Genomic DNA, 14,632 nt, shown 5'->3' with positions numbered 1-14,632 from the left:
CCTCCCCCTCCAGGGGAGGGTAAGAAAGATTGCCCTCAATTATTCGCACTCGCCGAATCGTCCATGGCCTTGAAGGCTTCCTCGAGCTGCAGCGAGATCGGCACGTTGAGCCGCTCGCCGGTCGGCAGCCGCGAGACGAACCATTTGTTGTAGAGCGGGACGAGGTCCCGGTTGGAGCCGAGCTTGCGGAAGGCGCGCTCGACCACGGCGGAGAGCTGCGGCTCACCTTTCTTGAACATGATGCCGTAGGGATCGTAGGACAAATAGTCGCCGGTGACGCGGAACTTGTCCTGCGCCTTGTGGCGCGCGATCAGGCCGAACAGCAGGATGTCGTCGGTCGCGAACGCATCGGCCTTGCCGTCGACGAGGATCTGATACGACTGCTCGTGGTCCGGCGAGGTGATGATGTTGAGTCCGAGCGAGAACTTCTTGTCCGCAGCCTGGATCGCCTGCTCGTTGGTGGTGCCTTTCGTCACCACGATGGACTTGCCCTTCAGATCGGTCAGCGACTGGACATTCGACGCCTTCGGCACCATCAGCTTGGTGCCGGCAACGAACATCAAGGGCGAGAAGGCGACGCGCTTGCCGCGCTCGGCATTGGCGGTGGTCGAGCCGCATTCCAGGTCGATCTTGTTCTGGAGCACGGCGTCGATGCGGTCGTCCGAGGTGACCTTGACGTAGTCGATTTTGAGATTGGGATCGTCGACCTCGATGCCGATCTCCTCGACGATGGCCTCGCACAGTTCGAGGCTGTAGCCGATCGGACGACCCGACTGGTCGAGGAAGGAGAACGGCGGCGAACTCTCGCGATAGCCGAGCCGCACGGTATGCGCCTTCTTGATCGCCGACAGCGTCGGGCTAAGCCCTTCGCTGCCGCCGGTCTGAGCTGAGGCCCCGGTTGCCAGCAGACACGCTGCCAGCAACAGGCTGCCCGATATCGCCAGTGAGCGGCGCATGATGCACCTCCGTCAGTGGCCGGCCATCGCGGGCAATTCGCCGGGCACCATGTCCGGCGTCGCCACCTCGCCGGGTCCGAGCTCGTGCTCGGGCCCGAGCTCGCCTTCCCACTTCGCGACCACGGCGGTCGCGAGCGAGTTGCCGATCACGTTGGTGGCGCTGCGCCCCATGTCGAGGAAGGTGTCGATGCCCATGATCATCAAGAGGCCCGCCTCGGGGATGCCGAACTGCGCCAGCGTCGAGGCGATCACGACGAGGGAAGCGCGCGGCACGCCGGCGACGCCCTTGGAGGTGATCATCAGGGTCGCGAGCATCGCTAGCTGCGTCGCGAGCGACATCTCGATGTGGTAGGTCTGCGCGATGAAGATGCTGGCGAAAGTGCAGTACATCATCGTGCCGTCGAGGTTGAAGGAATAGCCGAGCGGCAGCACGAAGCTCGAGATCCGCGACGAGGCGCCGAACTTGGTCAGTCCTTCCAGCGTCTTCGGATAGGCCGCTTCCGAGCTCGCGGTCGAGAACGCGATCATCAGCGGCTCGCGGATCAGCTTCAGGAGATGGCTGTAGCGCGGCCCGATCACGAGGAAGCCGACGATCATCAGGATGACCCACAGGATCGCAAGCGCGAGATAGAAGCCGCCCATGAAGACGACGAGCTTCCAGAGCACGCCGAGGCCGTTCTTGGCGACGGTGGCCGTGATGGCGGCCCACACCGCGAGCGGCGCGAACAGCATCACATAGCTCGTCACCTTGAGCATGATGTGGGCGACGTCGTCGATCATCGCCAGGATCGGCTTCGACCGCTCGGGCATCGAGCCCATCGCCACCGAGAAGAACACGGCGAAGATCACGATCTGGAGGATCTCGTTCTGCGCCATCGCATCCGCGATCGAGGTCGGGATCAGATGGGTCAGGAATTTCTCGATCGAGAAGGCCGAGACCGGCAGGCCGGTCGATTGCCCCGCCTGCGGCAGCGTGCCGGGGAAGTTCGCGCCGGGCTGGAGCAGGTTGACCATGACGAGGCCGAGCAGCAGCGAGACGAAGGAGGCGCTGACGAACCAGCCCATGGTCTTGGCGAAGATGCGCCCGAGCCGAGAACCGCTTCCCATATGGGCGATGCCGCCGACCAGGGTCGCGAACACCAACGGCGCGATGATCATCTTGATCAGGCGCAGGAACATCATGGCGATCAGGTTGATGGAGGAGGCCCACTCGGCGCGCGTATCGGGCAGGAAGTTGAAGATCGCCGCCCCCATGACGATGCCCAGCACCATCGCGGCCAGAATGTATTGCGTAAACCTGTTCGACATTGAACGACCCCCACCAACACCGGCCGCTTTATGATGTCGCAGATATGACGATGACGCAACACGCTTGGCGAGCGATCGCGTTGGCCGGATGTTCCCATTGTGAAACGAGCCTGCGCGATCTAGCCTTCATGCAGCGCACAACGAACGCAGCTTGCACGTTTCCTTTGCGGCAGCTGCATCAATAATCGTCAAACAAATGAAGAGGGGAACGCCATGAGCGGCAACATCAATCGCCAGATTCTGCTGGTGGAAAAGCCCAGCGGCAAGCTCGGTCCTGAACATTTCAAAATGGTCGAGAGCGCGATGCCGGAGCCGAAGGACGGCGAGGCGTTGCTGCGCGTGCGTTACATCTCGCTCGACGCCGCCAACCGCGCCTGGATGCACGGCGCGACCTATCGTTCGGCCGTCGAAGCCAACAGCGTGATGGCCGGCGGCGCCATCGCCGAGGTCGTGAGCTCGAAGGCCGAGGGGCTCGCACCCGGTGACATCGTGTTCGGCGACACCGGCTGGCAGGAGTTTGCCGCGGTGCCGGCGAAGCATCTGACTAAGATGCCGAAGCTCGAGCCGATGACGCATCTGCTCAGCGTGTTCGGCATCGCCGGCCTCACCGCCTATTTCGGCCTGCTGGAGGTCGGCAAGCCCAAGGAGGGCGAGACGGTCGTGGTCTCGGCGGCCGCGGGATCGGTCGGCTCGATCGTCGGACAGATCGCCAAGATCAAGGGCTGCCGCGTCATCGGCATCGCCGGCGGCGCCGACAAGTGCCACTGGCTGACCTCCGAGCTCGGCTTCGATGCGGCCGTGGACTACAAGGACGGCGCCGTGTTCAAGGCGTTGCGCGCCGCGGCGCCCAAGGGCATCGACGTCTATTTCGACAATGTCGGCGGCGACATTCTGGAAGCCTGCCTGCCACAAATGAACAATTACGGCCGCATCGCCTGCTGCGGCGCGATCTCGCAATATGACGGCGCGCCCGCCGCGCATGGCCCGCGCGGCGTGCCCGGGCTGATCGTGGTGAAGCGGCTGGTGATGCAAGGCTTCATCGTGATGGACTACATGAAGGACAGCCAGCGCGCGCTCGCCGATCTCCAGTCCTGGGTGAAATCCGGCAAACTCAAAGTGCAGGAGGACATCATCGACGGCCTCGAGAACACGCCGAAAGCGTTGATCGGATTGCTCGCGGGCGAGAACCGCGGCAAGCGCATGGTGAAACTGACGACATAGTTACGCCGCGGTCGCCGAGACATTTATCTACTTGCGGTAGAGGCCAAAGCGGCCAAAGATGCCGCTCGCGAGACATCCCTCGCGACGATTGCGCTTGCATACCTTTTTGAAAATTGTCGGCATGACCGACAGGGCAGGAATTCGCTCAGATGTTCAACACGTTGAAACATGCCTCAACGCGCACCGCGTTGCTTGCCGCAACTCTCTTCGCAACTGCAACAGGCGCGTTCGCACAGGCGCCGACCGAAGCGCAGAAGAGCGCGATCCGCTCCGCATGCCGCTCGGACTTCATGGCGCATTGCTCGAGCGTGACACCCGGCGGCGTCGAAGCGTATCAGTGCCTCGCCAAGAACATGTCCAGCCTGTCGTCGGGATGCCAGGCCGCGGTTCGCGCGGTCGAGCCGGCGGCCGCGCCGAAGACTGAAGCGGCGCCCGCCAAGTCTGAACCTGCCAAATCCGAGCCTGCAAAGACGGAAGCTGCGCCCGCCGCCGAGCCCGCGGCCAAACCGGCAGCGGCAGCCGCCCCGAAAGCGGCAGCGCCAAAGCAGCCGAGCCCTGCGGAGGTTTCCGCGATCAAGAGCGCCTGCCGCGGCGACTATCCCAAGGTCTGCGCCGGCGTGCCGCCGGGCGGCGCGCCCGCGCTCGAATGTCTGGAGAAGAACAAGGCGAAGGTGTCGGCGGGCTGCGCCAAGGCGGTGAATGCGGCTATGGGCGGCGGTGCTGCGGCGGCCGCGCCTTCTGCCGGTGCTGCACCGGCCGCAACGGCAGCGCCCGCCGCGGCACCATCCGTCATCGTGCTGCGCCCATTGCTGCCGCGCGAAGAACTGTTCATCGTCCGGTCGGCCTGTGGCGCCGACATCCGCTCCCTCTGTGCCGGCGTCGCGCCGGGCGGCGGCCGCATCATCCAGTGCATCTCCAACAACGCCGCCTCGCTGTCGCCCGCGTGCAAGGACGTGCTTGCGCCGTTCGCTGCACGATAAGGCAGGCACGAAGCCGCGCCAAGGCGCGTGGCCATGACGAAGCGTCGCGCGAATGAATTCTCGCGGCTGCGACGACAAACCTTTTGCCAATATCAATCACGACAACACCGGGAGAAAGAGACATGCGTTCGTTGCTGCTGATCGCTTCCGCGCTCCTCGCCTTCGGGGCAACCATGACGTTCGAGGCCACCGACGCCAACGCGGTGGTGTGCGCCCGCGGCGTCTATCGCGCCGGTTGCGCCGGGCCGAACGCGGCCGTCGTCGTTCGCAAGCCGGTTCCGGTGGTCCGCTGTACCAGGGTGCTGGTGAACGGCGTCTACGTGAAGCGCTGCGTCTGACCCCGGGTGGCCAATCCGGCCCGGTTTGGCTATGTTTCGTGCCAGAGGATTTTGGACACACGCAAAACGTGGGTCCGAGAGCGCGCTTCGGCGTGCCGGCCTTGTCGATAATTCCGCTGGCGCCGGACGTCGGAGCACATTAGTCTACCCCTAGATAGTAAGTATACTGTCAATTAGGGAGGCAGACGTTGCGGATCGCCGTGATTGGCGGGGGGCCCGGCGGGCTCTACTTCGCCTATCTCTGGAAGAAGCGTCACCCCGAGGATCAAGTCGACCTGTTCGAACAGAACCCGGCCGACGCGACCTGGGGCTTTGGCGTTGTGTTCTCCGACCAGGCCCTGGAGTTCCTGCGTGCCGACGACCCCGAGACGGTCGACGCGATCGCGCCGCATATGGAGAGCTGGGAGAACATCACGCTGAACCTGCAAGGCGACAGCGTCGCCATCGACGGGGTCGGCTTCTCGTCGATCGGGCGGCTCGAGCTGCTGCGGTTCCTGCAGCAGCGCGCGCTCGATGTCGGCGTCACCCCGCGCTTCGACACGCCGGTTCACGCGATCGACCAGCTCAATGGCCATGATCTGATCGTCGCCGCCGACGGGCTGAACTCGCTGGTGCGCCGCGCCTATGAGGGCGATTTCGGCACCTCGCTGTCCTATTCCTCCAACAAGTTCGTCTGGTACGGAACGTCAAAGCGCTTCGACACGCTGTCTCAGACCTTCGTGAAGACCGACCGCGGCACCTTCAACGCGCACCACTACCGCTATTCGCCGACCATGAGCACCTTCCTGGTCGAATGCGACCACACGACCTGGCAGGCCTATGGCTTCGCCTACAAGGACGTCGAGCAGTCCAAGGGCGTCTGCGAGGAGGTGTTCGCCGACACGCTCGGCGGCCATTGCCTCGTCTCCAACAAATCGGTGTGGCGCAATTTCCCCTGGGTCTGGAACGAGCACTGGTCGTTCAAGAACATGGTGCTGCTCGGCGACGCGCTGCACTCGGCGCATTTCTCGATCGGCTCGGGCACGCGGCTCGCGATCGAGGACGCGATCGCGCTGGTCAAGGCGCTGGAATCCGATGCGCATCTGACCACCGCGCTGCAGCGCTACCAGGCCGAGCGCAAGCCGGTGGTGCAGAAGCTCGTCAACGCGGCCCGCACCAGCGCCTGCTGGTACGAGCACTTCGCCCAGCACATGCAGCTTGACCTGATGGATTTCGCCTACAGCTACATCACCCGCTCCGGACGCATCGACGATGCGCGCCTGCGCCACATGTCACCGGCCTTCATGGCGCGTTACGAGGCCGCCAAGAATGGCGCGGGCGACGGCGGGGATGCGGCCGGCGAGGTTACGGCATGAGCAACGAGATTCGCGACCAGGTGCCCGCCGACAGCGCGGGCGCGCGCGAGATCGGCTTTGCCGTTCCGCAGGTCTATAACGCCAGCCGCGTGCTGTTCCACAATCTGGCCCAGGGCCGCGGCGACAAACGCGCCCTCTTTGGCCCCGCGGGCACGCGCACCTATGCCGAGCTTTGCGCGGAGGCTTGCCGTTGGGGTAACGGTTTTGCTTCGCTCGGCCTTAAGCGCGGCGACCGCGTGCTGTTGTTCCTCGACGACACGCCGGCTTATCCTGCCGCCTTCTTCGGCGCGGTGCGCGCCGGCTTCGTGCCGCTGCTGATCAACACGCTGACGCCGCCGGACTTGCTGCAATTCTATCTCGCCGATTCCGGCGCTGCCGTTGCAGTGGCGGACGCCGAGTTCTGCGGACGCTTCAATGCGGAGGCGTGCCAGGAGACGAAGCTGAATACGCTGATCGTCGTCAATGGCGAGGTCGGCGAGCACGCCGCGCCTGCGGCGGTCGCGGCGGCGAGCTGGCTCGCACAATTCCCGACTGAGCTCGCCGAAGCCGCGACCGATCGCAACGAGATGGCGCTCTGGATGTATTCCTCGGGCTCGACGGGCCGGCCCAAGGGCATCGTGCATCTCCAGCACGACATGGCCTACAGCGAAGTCGCCTTTGCGCGGAATGTGCTGAAGCTGACGTCCGATGACATCTGCTTCTCGGTGCCAAAGATCTTCTTCGCCTACGGCTTCGGCAACTCCATCACCTTTCCGTTCTCGGCGGGCGCTGCGACGCTGCTGTTGCCGGGCCAGCCGAAGCCGGCCGCGATCTTCGCGGCGATCGAGCAGTACAGGCCGACCGTCTTCTTCGGCCTGCCGACGCTCTATACCTCGCTGACCAAGGCCGAGGGCGCGGAGAAGACGAATTTCTCGTCGCTGCGCATGGCGCTCTCCGCCGCCGAAGTGCTCTCGGCAGAGGTCTTCAACGGCTGGAAGACGCTCACCGGGCTCGAGATCGTCGAAGGCCTGGGCTCGACCGAGGTGCTGCACATCTATCTCTCCAACCGCCCCGAGCAGAAGAAGCTCGGCGCCGCGGGCCTGCGCGTGCCCGGCTACGAGGTCGCGTTGCGCGACAAGGACGGGCGTGACGTCGGCGACAACGAGGAAGGGATTCTGTGGGTACGCGGCGATTCCAACACGCCGCTGTACTGGAACCGGCCGGACAAATCCGCCGAGACCATTCGCGAGGGCGGCTGGATCTACACCGGCGACCGCTTCGTGCGCGATGCCGACGGCTTCCATTTCTTCCGCGGCCGCGCCGACGATCTCATCAAGATCTCCGGCCAGTGGGTCTACCCGCTCGAGGTCGAGCTCTGCCTCGCCGACCACCCCGACATCCGCGAATGCGCGGTGTTCGCGGCCGAACTGCCGGACCGGCGCATGACGCTGAAGGCGGTGGTGGTGATGAACAACCGCGCGGCGGACCAGGTCGAAGCGACGCGGAAGCTGCAGGATTACGTGAAGGGCAAGCTGCTGCCGTACAAATATCCGCGCGAGGTGATTTTCATCGACGAGCTGCCGAAGACGGGGACGGGGAAGATCGACCGGCAGGCGTTGTTGCGGATGTGAGGCAGAGCGTCGCCATTCACTCCGCAATCGTAGGGTGGGCAAAGCGAAGCGTGCCCACCATTGCCCATTAGGAGAGAGATGGTGGGCACGGCGCAAGAGCGCCTTTGCCCACCCTACGAGATCGCGGGCTGGGCTCGCCGGGGCGCCCCCTCACCCACCCTTCCCCAGATGCTCCAGCGCGTCTTCTGCCCGCAGCGGCACGCGCGAGGCCTCATTGTTGAGGTCGACGAGTTGCTCCAGAAGACCCATCAGCGCCTTGCGATCGGCGGGCTTGAGCGGCTCCAGCATGCGCGCCTGGGCCCGTTCGACGGCGGGGATGATCTCGCGCAGGATCGCCGCGCCGGATTTGGTCAGATAGAGCAGCTTGATCCGCTTGTCCTCGGGGGCCGGCTTGCGCTCGATATAGTCCTTGGCCTGGAGACGTTCGATCACGCTGCCGAGCGTGGAGCGGTCGAAGGCGATCACGGCCGACAGCCGCGTCGCGTCGATGCCGGGATGGGTGTGGATCGCGATCAGCGCGGCATATTGCACCGGCGTGAGGTCGAACGCCTTGCACTCCTCCATGAAGATCGAGACCGCGATCTGCTGCATGCGCCGGAACAGATAGCCCGGCGCGGCATAGACCGCGTCGATCGTGATGGGAGCGGAAGGCTTACTCGGCATCGGGCTGCTTCTCCGGCGCGGCATTCGCGAAGGCCGGCAGCGCCTTGGCGGCTGCCTCGGCCTGGAGCAGGCGCGGATAGGCCGAGACATCGACGCCGAAGCGGCGGGCATTGGCGAGCTGCGGCACCAGGCAGAGGTCGGCGAGCGTCGGCGCATCGCCGAAGCAGAACGGCCCCGCTTCGCCCTTGATCAGGGTCTCGCAGGCCGACAGGCCCTCGCGGTTGACCCAGGCGGCCCAGTCCTGGACCCTCTCTTCGGCGAGGCCGAGCTCGCGCAGCCGGGCCAGCACCTTCAAGTTCTGCACCGGATGGGTGTCGCAGGCGATCGCCAGCGCGAATGCGCGCACCTTGGCGCGCCGCAGCGGATCCTTCGGCAACAGCGGTGGATTGGGATGGGTCTCTTCGAGCCATTCGATGATCGCGACCGATTGGGTCAGCACGGTACCCGCATCGTTCTCCAGCGCCGGCACCAGGCCCTGCGGATTGATGGCGAGATAAGCGGGCGCGCATTGCTCGCCCTTGCGTAAGTGATGCGGCAGATGCTCGGCGCCGAGGCCCTTGAGGTTCAGCGCGATCCGAACGCGGTAGGCGGCGCTGGAGCGGAAATAGCCGTGCAGCTTCATCGGAACCCTCCCGGTTTTCTCGTTGCTTAGCAGCCGGAGCCGCCATTGACGCTACAAAGATTGTCAGTATGCTGTCAATCTCAACGAGAACAACCGGGAGCCGCGCCATGGAAGCCGTGACCAAGACGCCGGAACGCGAGGCGTTTTACAAGAAGATCGACGGCGAAAATCTCACCGCGCTGTGGACGGTGATGGGCGACCTGATCACGCCGGAGCCGAAAAGCGCCTGCCGGCCGCACCTCTGGAAGTTCGAAATCATCCGCGATTACATGACGGAGGCGGGCAAGCTGATCACCGCCAAGGAAGCCGAGCGGCGCGTGCTGGTGCTGGAGAACCCCGGCCTGCGCGGCCAGTCCAAGATCACCACCTCGCTCTATGCCGGCGTGCAGATGGTGGTGCCCGGCGACGTCGCGCCCGCGCACCGCCACAGCCAGTCGGCGCTGCGCTTCGTGCTCGAAGGCAGGGGCGCCCACACCGCGGTCGATGGCGAGCGCACCGCGATGGAGCCCGGCGATTTCATCATCACGCCGTCGATGACCTGGCACGATCATTCCAACGAGACCGATCAGCCGATGTTCTGGCTCGACGGCCTCGACATTCCCTTGGTGCAGTTCTTCGACTGCTCCTTCGCCGAAGGATCGAAGGAGGACCAGCAGAAGATTACCAAGCCAGCCGGCGACAGCTTTGCCCGCTACGGTCACAATCTGCTGCCGGTCGATGTGAAGCGGAGCTCGAAGACGTCGCCGATCTTCAGCTATCCCTATGCCTACACCCGCGAGGCGCTGGAGAAGGCCAGGACGAGCCAGGAGTGGGACGCCTGCCACGGGCTGAAGCTGAAGTTCAGCAACCCCGAGACCGGCGATTTCGCCATGCCGACCATCGGCACCTTCATCCAGCTGCTGCCGAAGGGTTTTACCACCGCGCGCTATCGTTCGACCGATGCCACCGTGTTCTGTCCGATCGAAGGCCGCGGCCGCAGCCGCATCGGCGATGCCGTGTTCGAATGGGGCCCGCGCGATCTGTTCGTGGTGCCGAGCTGGCACTGGGTGACGCACGAGGCGGATGAGGACGCCGTGCTGTTCAGCTTCTCGGATCGGCCGGTGCAGCAGAAGCTGGATTTGTTCCGGGAAGATCGCGGGAATGCGTGAGGCACCGCTCTCGTAGGGTGGATTAGCCGAAGGCGTAATCCACCAACGATTTCTCCGGGTGGAAATAAGGTGGTGGGTTACGCCGAGCAGATGGGCCTCGCGCATCTGCAGGGCTAACCCACCCTACGGCTGCGGTGGATGCGGCTACAGCCAGTGCAACAGTCTCGTAGGGCGCCCTGGCGCCGTGCCCACATCTTCTAAATCGTGGGCACGCTTCGCTTTGCCCACCCTACGGCCGTGGTGAACTTGGCTACCGCCAATGCAACAGCCGCGTCTCCAGCCAGCCGATCACCTTGCCCACCGCGAGGCCAAACACCGACAGGATGACCACGCCCGCGAGCAGCTGATCGGTCTGCATCAGATTGCCGGCCTGGAGCACGAAGGCGCCGATGCCGTATTGCGCGCCGATCATCTCGGCGCTGACGACGAGCAAGAGCGCGACCGACGCGGTGATGCGGAAGCCGGCGAGGATCGCCGGCAGCGCGCCCGGCCAGATCACCTTGCGGACGATGGTGGCGAAGGGAACGTTGAAGCTCTGCGCCATGCGGATGAGGTTGCGCGGCACCGCATCGACGCCGCTATAGACCGAGATCGCGGTCGAGAAGAACACGCCCAGCGCGATGGTCGCGATCTTCGGCTCCTCGCCGATCCCGAGCCAGAGGATGAGCAGTGGCAGCAGCGCGATCTTCGGAATCGGGAACAGCGCCGAGATGAAGGTGATGCCGACGCTGCGCGCCAGCCGCGACAGACCGATGGCGAAGCCGACGGCGACGCCGGCCACGGTCCCCAGCACCCAGCCGACACCGATACGCAGGAGCGAAGCGGACAAATGGTGCCACAGCGCGCCCGACACCGCGAGCTGGTAGATCGCGCGCGCGATCGCAGCGGGCGTCGGCAGGAACAGCGCATTGACGAGGCCCGCACTGCCGGCGGCCTGCCAGATCGCGATGACGAGGGCGAGCGCGATCCAGCCGCCGAAGCGGCTCGAGGCGGGCACGAAGCCTGCGCCACGGAAGCGGACGCGGCGCGTCGCTTCATCCTTCGGGGCCACATCGCTCGCCGCGCGGTCAAGCATGCTGAACCTCGCGCTCGGCATCGATCGCCTCGTTGCGGATCAGCGACCAGATCTGGTTCTGAAGGGCCAGCAGCTTCTCACGCGCCGCTGCTTCGCCGCGCGCCGCACGCGTCATCGGCACGGTCACGACCTCGCGGATCCGGCCGGGTCGCCGCGACAGCACCACGATGCGGTCGGCCAGCCGCGCGGCTTCTTCGAGATTGTGGGTGACATAGACCGCGCCCATGCCGCCATCGGCGAGCAGGCGGACAAAATCCTCCATCAGCAGCTCGCGGGTCTGCGAATCCAGCGCCGAGAGCGGCTCGTCCATCAGCAGAATGGCGGGCTTCACCGCGAGCGCGCGCGAGATTCCGACGCGCTGGCGCATGCCGCCGGAGAGCTGCTTTGGGTAGGTCTGGCGGAAGTCGGTGAGGCCGGTGCGGCGCAGGGCGTCCTCGACCAGCGCGCGTCGCCCAGCGGCCGAGAGCTGGGTGTGCAGCAGCGGGAATTCGACGTTCTCCTCGACCGTCGCCCAAGGCAGCAGCGCAAAATCCTGGAACACGAAGGTCAGCGGATTGAGACTGTCCGCCGGTGGCGCCCCGCGCAGCTCGGGCGCCCCCGAGGTCGGCTGCAAGAGACCGCCGAGGATCGAGAGCAGCGTGCTCTTGCCGCAGCCGGAGGGCCCCACGATCGCCACCACCTCGCCGGCACCGACGGTGAAGGAGACGTCGTCGAGCACGGCGAGGTCGCCGAAGCGATGGGTGATGTGGTTGGCGATCAGGTCCATTCTGTCTCGTCTATCCTGCTCTCCGTCGTTCCGGGATGGTCCGAAGGACCAGACCCGGAACCTCGAGATTCCGGCTTCTCGCTTCGCGAGCCCCGGAATGACGAAAGGTTAGTCCGCCTTCACATAATCCTTGGCGATGATCGCATCCGCGTCAAAGCCCTTGTCGGCAAAACCCTGCTCCTGCAGCCATTTGATCTGGTTGTCGACGTTCTTCACGTCGAGCTTGCCGTCGGGATCGATATAGGCGCAATTGCCGACCACCTGCTCGACCGGCAAGTTGGTGTATTTCGCGATGATCTCCAGCAGCGGTTTTGTCTGCTCGTTGATCGGGGCAACGCCGTCCTTCATCGCGGCGAGGATGACGTCGTGATATTCGCGGTCGGCCTTCGCGAGCACGCCGAGGAATTTCGTCACCAGCGCCTTGTTGGCCAGTGTCTTCGGCGAGGCGAACACCGCGCCCAGTTGCCAGGGCGTCTCGTCGCCGACCCAACCCAGAAACTTCGCGCCGCCCTCGTCCATCAGTTTTCGCGCGGTGGAGATGGGCAGTAACGCCGCATCGACGGTTTCGCCCTTGAGCGCGGCGGCTGCATTCGACAGCGATTGCAGCGGCACAATCTTCACATCCGCAAGCTTGAAGCCGTATTTGTCGGCGAGCAGGCCGAGCGAATAGTGAAAGCTCGATCCGACCTGTGTCATCGCCACGCGCTTACCCGCAAGGTCCTTCGGCGTCTTCAGGCCCGCGCCATAGGCGTTGTTGCTGGCGAAATAGCCGATCAGGGGATAGCCTGCTTTCTCGCGGCTCATGCCGCCGATCACCTTCAGCGTGCCCTTGCCGGCGAGATTGTAGAGACCGGCGGTGAAGGCGGTGACGCCGAAATCGACGTCGCCCGAGGTGGTGGCGACCGCGATCGGCTGCGCCGCGTCGAAGAACTTCAGCTCGACGTCGAGACCCGCCTCGCGGAAATAGCCCTTGTCCTGCGCGATGAAGACGGGCGCGGATGACGACAGGCGGAGCACGCCGACCTTGGCCTTCAGCGCGTCCTCGGCCCGCGCCGTGCCCATCGCCATGATCGCCATCAGGCCGGCAGCCGCGAGCCTTGCAATTCCGATCATCCCGTTTCCTCCGTCGTCTTCTTTGGCAGCCCGTCACAGACCTTCCGGCACGGGCTGATCCCGTCCGATGAAGGCGCCCTGTTGTTTCAACGTTTCCTGCAACTTTTCAATGGGGATTTCGCGTGGAATCCGGTTTCCGGAGAGCGCCAGCGCGGCGGCGGAACCGGCCGCCTCGCCCATCACGAAACAGGCACCGGAGACCCGCGCCGCCGACTGGCCCTCATGGGTCATCGAGGCGCAGCGGCCGGCGACCAGGAGATTGTCGACGCCCTCGGGCACCAGCATCCGGTAGGGCAGCTCGTTGTAGCCCCGCGATTCCGGGATCGGCGGGAAGATGAAGACGACATCGCCGAGAACATGAGCCTCGATCGGCCAGCCATTGACGCCGATGGAATCATCGAACGAGGCGCAGCCGAGCACGTCCTCGCCGCTGAGCTGGTAGCCGCCCTTGATGCGGCGGGTCTCGCGGATGCCGAGCTGCGGCGGCAGATCGACGATGTAGGATTTTTCAAAGCCCGGCACGGTGCTACGCAGGAACTCGTACGCGGCAAGCGCCTGCTTGCGGCCCTCGATCTCGCCGCGGGTGAGATCGTCGGGCTCGACGCCGTTGATGGCGTGGCCGTCCTCGCGCGCGACTTGCGTAAAATTCACCCGCCACTCGATGCCGGATTTTTGCGGCCGTACGATCGCGCTCTTGCGCGGGAATGTGTGGGTGCCGGCGGCAAGGGCCTTTTCCATCAGTTGCGGAATGGTGCGCCAGGCCTCGCCCGCTTTCTCGGGATCGATGCCGTTGAGACGGAGCATCATCGATGGATAGAGCGGATGGCCGTGTTCGTCGCCGATTTCGAACGGCGCACCGGCCCAGACTGCAAGATCGCCGTCGCCGGAACAATCGATGAAGATCTCAGCACGCACCGCCTGCCGGCCGGCCTTGGTTTCGACCAGCAGCGCGTCGATGCGGCGGTCATCGCCCATCACCACGCCGGCGCCGAGGGCATGGAAGAGGATGTGCACCTTGTGACTTGCGAGCAGCTGATCGGCCGCGATCTTGTAGGCCGCGGTGTCGTAGGCCTGGGCAAACACCTTGCCCAGGATCAGATGCGGCGTGTTGAGGCCATTGAGCAGATCGATGCGCGCCAGCAGCTCGGACGCCATGCCCTGCACCAGCCGGTGCGCCTTGCCGTAGACATTGCCGTGCAGGCCGCAGAAATTGGTGACGCCGGCCGCGGTGCCCATGCCGCCGAGGAAGCCGTAGCGCTCGATCAGTAGCGTCTTCCGCCCTGCGCGCGCCGCGGAGGCCGCCGCCACGATGCCGGCCGGACCGCCGCCGAGCACCACGACTTCATATTCGCCGTAGAGCGGCACCTTGCGCGCTGGTTCTTCGATCGTCGTGGCCCGCATGGCGCGTCCCTTCCCAAAATTCCTTGCTTGCGGGCGACTATGAATTAACGCGGGTCGGGCTACAATCCATCAAAAT

Annotated in this window: 14 protein-coding genes; 6 read left to right on the top strand and 8 right to left on the bottom strand. The window is 65.0% G+C overall.

The features are described from left to right. Positions 1-35 precede the first annotated feature (35 nt). Together QA649_RS03950 and QA649_RS03945 are read right to left on the bottom strand one after the other, a co-directional pair. The gene (locus QA649_RS03950) at positions 36-956 is read right to left on the bottom strand and encodes an amino acid ABC transporter substrate-binding protein (RefSeq protein ID WP_283023060.1); all 921 of its coding nucleotides are present in this window, start codon (positions 954-956) and stop codon (positions 36-38) included. Between the two features lie 12 nt (positions 957-968). Next, positions 969-2,264, bottom strand: a complete 1,296-nt coding sequence (locus QA649_RS03945) for a dicarboxylate/amino acid:cation symporter (RefSeq protein WP_283023059.1) — start codon at positions 2,262-2,264, stop codon at positions 969-971. Positions 2,265-2,477: 213 nt separating this feature from the next. Between QA649_RS03945 and QA649_RS03940 the strand changes: the two genes are divergently transcribed. The 5 genes from QA649_RS03940 to QA649_RS03920 all read left to right on the top strand — a co-directional run bounded on the left by QA649_RS03940 (position 2,478) and on the right by QA649_RS03920 (position 7,768). Next, complete coding sequence (locus tag QA649_RS03940) at positions 2,478-3,485, top strand: NADP-dependent oxidoreductase (protein WP_283023058.1); 1,008 nt, start codon at positions 2,478-2,480, stop codon at positions 3,483-3,485. Between the two features lie 149 nt (positions 3,486-3,634). After that, the gene (locus QA649_RS03935) at positions 3,635-4,465 is read left to right on the top strand and encodes a cysteine rich repeat-containing protein (protein WP_283023057.1); all 831 of its coding nucleotides are present in this window, start codon (positions 3,635-3,637) and stop codon (positions 4,463-4,465) included. 122 nt (positions 4,466-4,587) lie between these two features. Then, positions 4,588-4,803 carry a hypothetical protein gene (locus QA649_RS03930; RefSeq protein WP_008132706.1) on the top strand — a complete coding sequence of 72 codons (216 nt, stop codon included), beginning with the start codon at positions 4,588-4,590 and terminating at the stop codon, positions 4,801-4,803. Between the two features lie 188 nt (positions 4,804-4,991). Further along, on the top strand, positions 4,992-6,158 hold the full coding sequence (locus QA649_RS03925; RefSeq protein WP_283023056.1) for an FAD-dependent monooxygenase: 1,167 nt from the start codon (positions 4,992-4,994) through the stop codon (positions 6,156-6,158). Beyond that, positions 6,155-7,768: a benzoate-CoA ligase family protein gene (locus QA649_RS03920; protein WP_283023055.1), complete on the top strand. Its 1,614-nt coding sequence runs from the start codon at positions 6,155-6,157 to the stop codon at positions 7,766-7,768. Before QA649_RS03925 ends, QA649_RS03920 begins: the two co-directional genes overlap by 4 nt. A 150-nt stretch (positions 7,769-7,918) precedes the next feature. On the opposite strand, the gene QA649_RS03915 is transcribed toward QA649_RS03920, so the two are convergent. Together QA649_RS03915 and maiA are read right to left on the bottom strand one after the other, a co-directional pair. Beyond that, positions 7,919-8,431, bottom strand: a complete 513-nt coding sequence (locus tag QA649_RS03915; protein WP_283023054.1) for a MarR family transcriptional regulator — start codon at positions 8,429-8,431, stop codon at positions 7,919-7,921. Continuing rightward, entirely contained in the window at positions 8,421-9,053 is a 633-nt protein-coding gene (gene maiA / locus QA649_RS03910) for a maleylacetoacetate isomerase (protein ID WP_283023053.1), read from the bottom strand. Before maiA ends, QA649_RS03915 begins: the two co-directional genes overlap by 11 nt. Positions 9,054-9,160: 107 nt before the next feature. On the opposite strand from maiA, the gene gtdA reads away from it, so the two are divergent. Continuing rightward, the gene (gene gtdA, locus QA649_RS03905; protein ID WP_283023052.1) at positions 9,161-10,201 is read left to right on the top strand and encodes a gentisate 1,2-dioxygenase; all 1,041 of its coding nucleotides are present in this window, start codon (positions 9,161-9,163) and stop codon (positions 10,199-10,201) included. A gap of 250 nt (positions 10,202-10,451) precedes the next feature. Here gtdA and QA649_RS03900 read toward each other — a convergent pair whose 3' ends face one another. The 4 genes from QA649_RS03900 to QA649_RS03885 form a co-directional block, all read right to left on the bottom strand. Continuing rightward, on the bottom strand, positions 10,452-11,276 hold the full coding sequence (locus QA649_RS03900) for an ABC transporter permease (protein ID WP_283023051.1): 825 nt from the start codon (positions 11,274-11,276) through the stop codon (positions 10,452-10,454). Beyond that, positions 11,269-12,042, bottom strand: coding sequence for an ABC transporter ATP-binding protein (locus QA649_RS03895; RefSeq protein WP_283023050.1), 774 nt, complete (start codon positions 12,040-12,042; stop codon positions 11,269-11,271). The genes QA649_RS03900 and QA649_RS03895 overlap by 8 nt, the downstream gene beginning before the upstream one ends. A 108-nt stretch (positions 12,043-12,150) precedes the next feature. Continuing rightward, positions 12,151-13,155, bottom strand: coding sequence for an ABC transporter substrate-binding protein (locus QA649_RS03890; protein WP_283023049.1), 1,005 nt, complete (start codon positions 13,153-13,155; stop codon positions 12,151-12,153). A gap of 33 nt (positions 13,156-13,188) precedes the next feature. Continuing rightward, on the bottom strand, positions 13,189-14,556 hold the full coding sequence (locus QA649_RS03885) for an FAD-dependent oxidoreductase (RefSeq protein ID WP_283023048.1): 1,368 nt from the start codon (positions 14,554-14,556) through the stop codon (positions 13,189-13,191). Positions 14,557-14,632: the final 76 nt, after the last annotated feature.

Origin of the sequence: Bradyrhizobium sp. CB1717 (assembly GCF_029714325.1) — a bacterium.
Lineage (GTDB): Bacteria > Pseudomonadota > Alphaproteobacteria > Rhizobiales > Xanthobacteraceae > Bradyrhizobium.
Note: the sequence above shows the minus strand (reverse complement) of the source record. Positions and strands in the feature narration are given on the sequence as shown.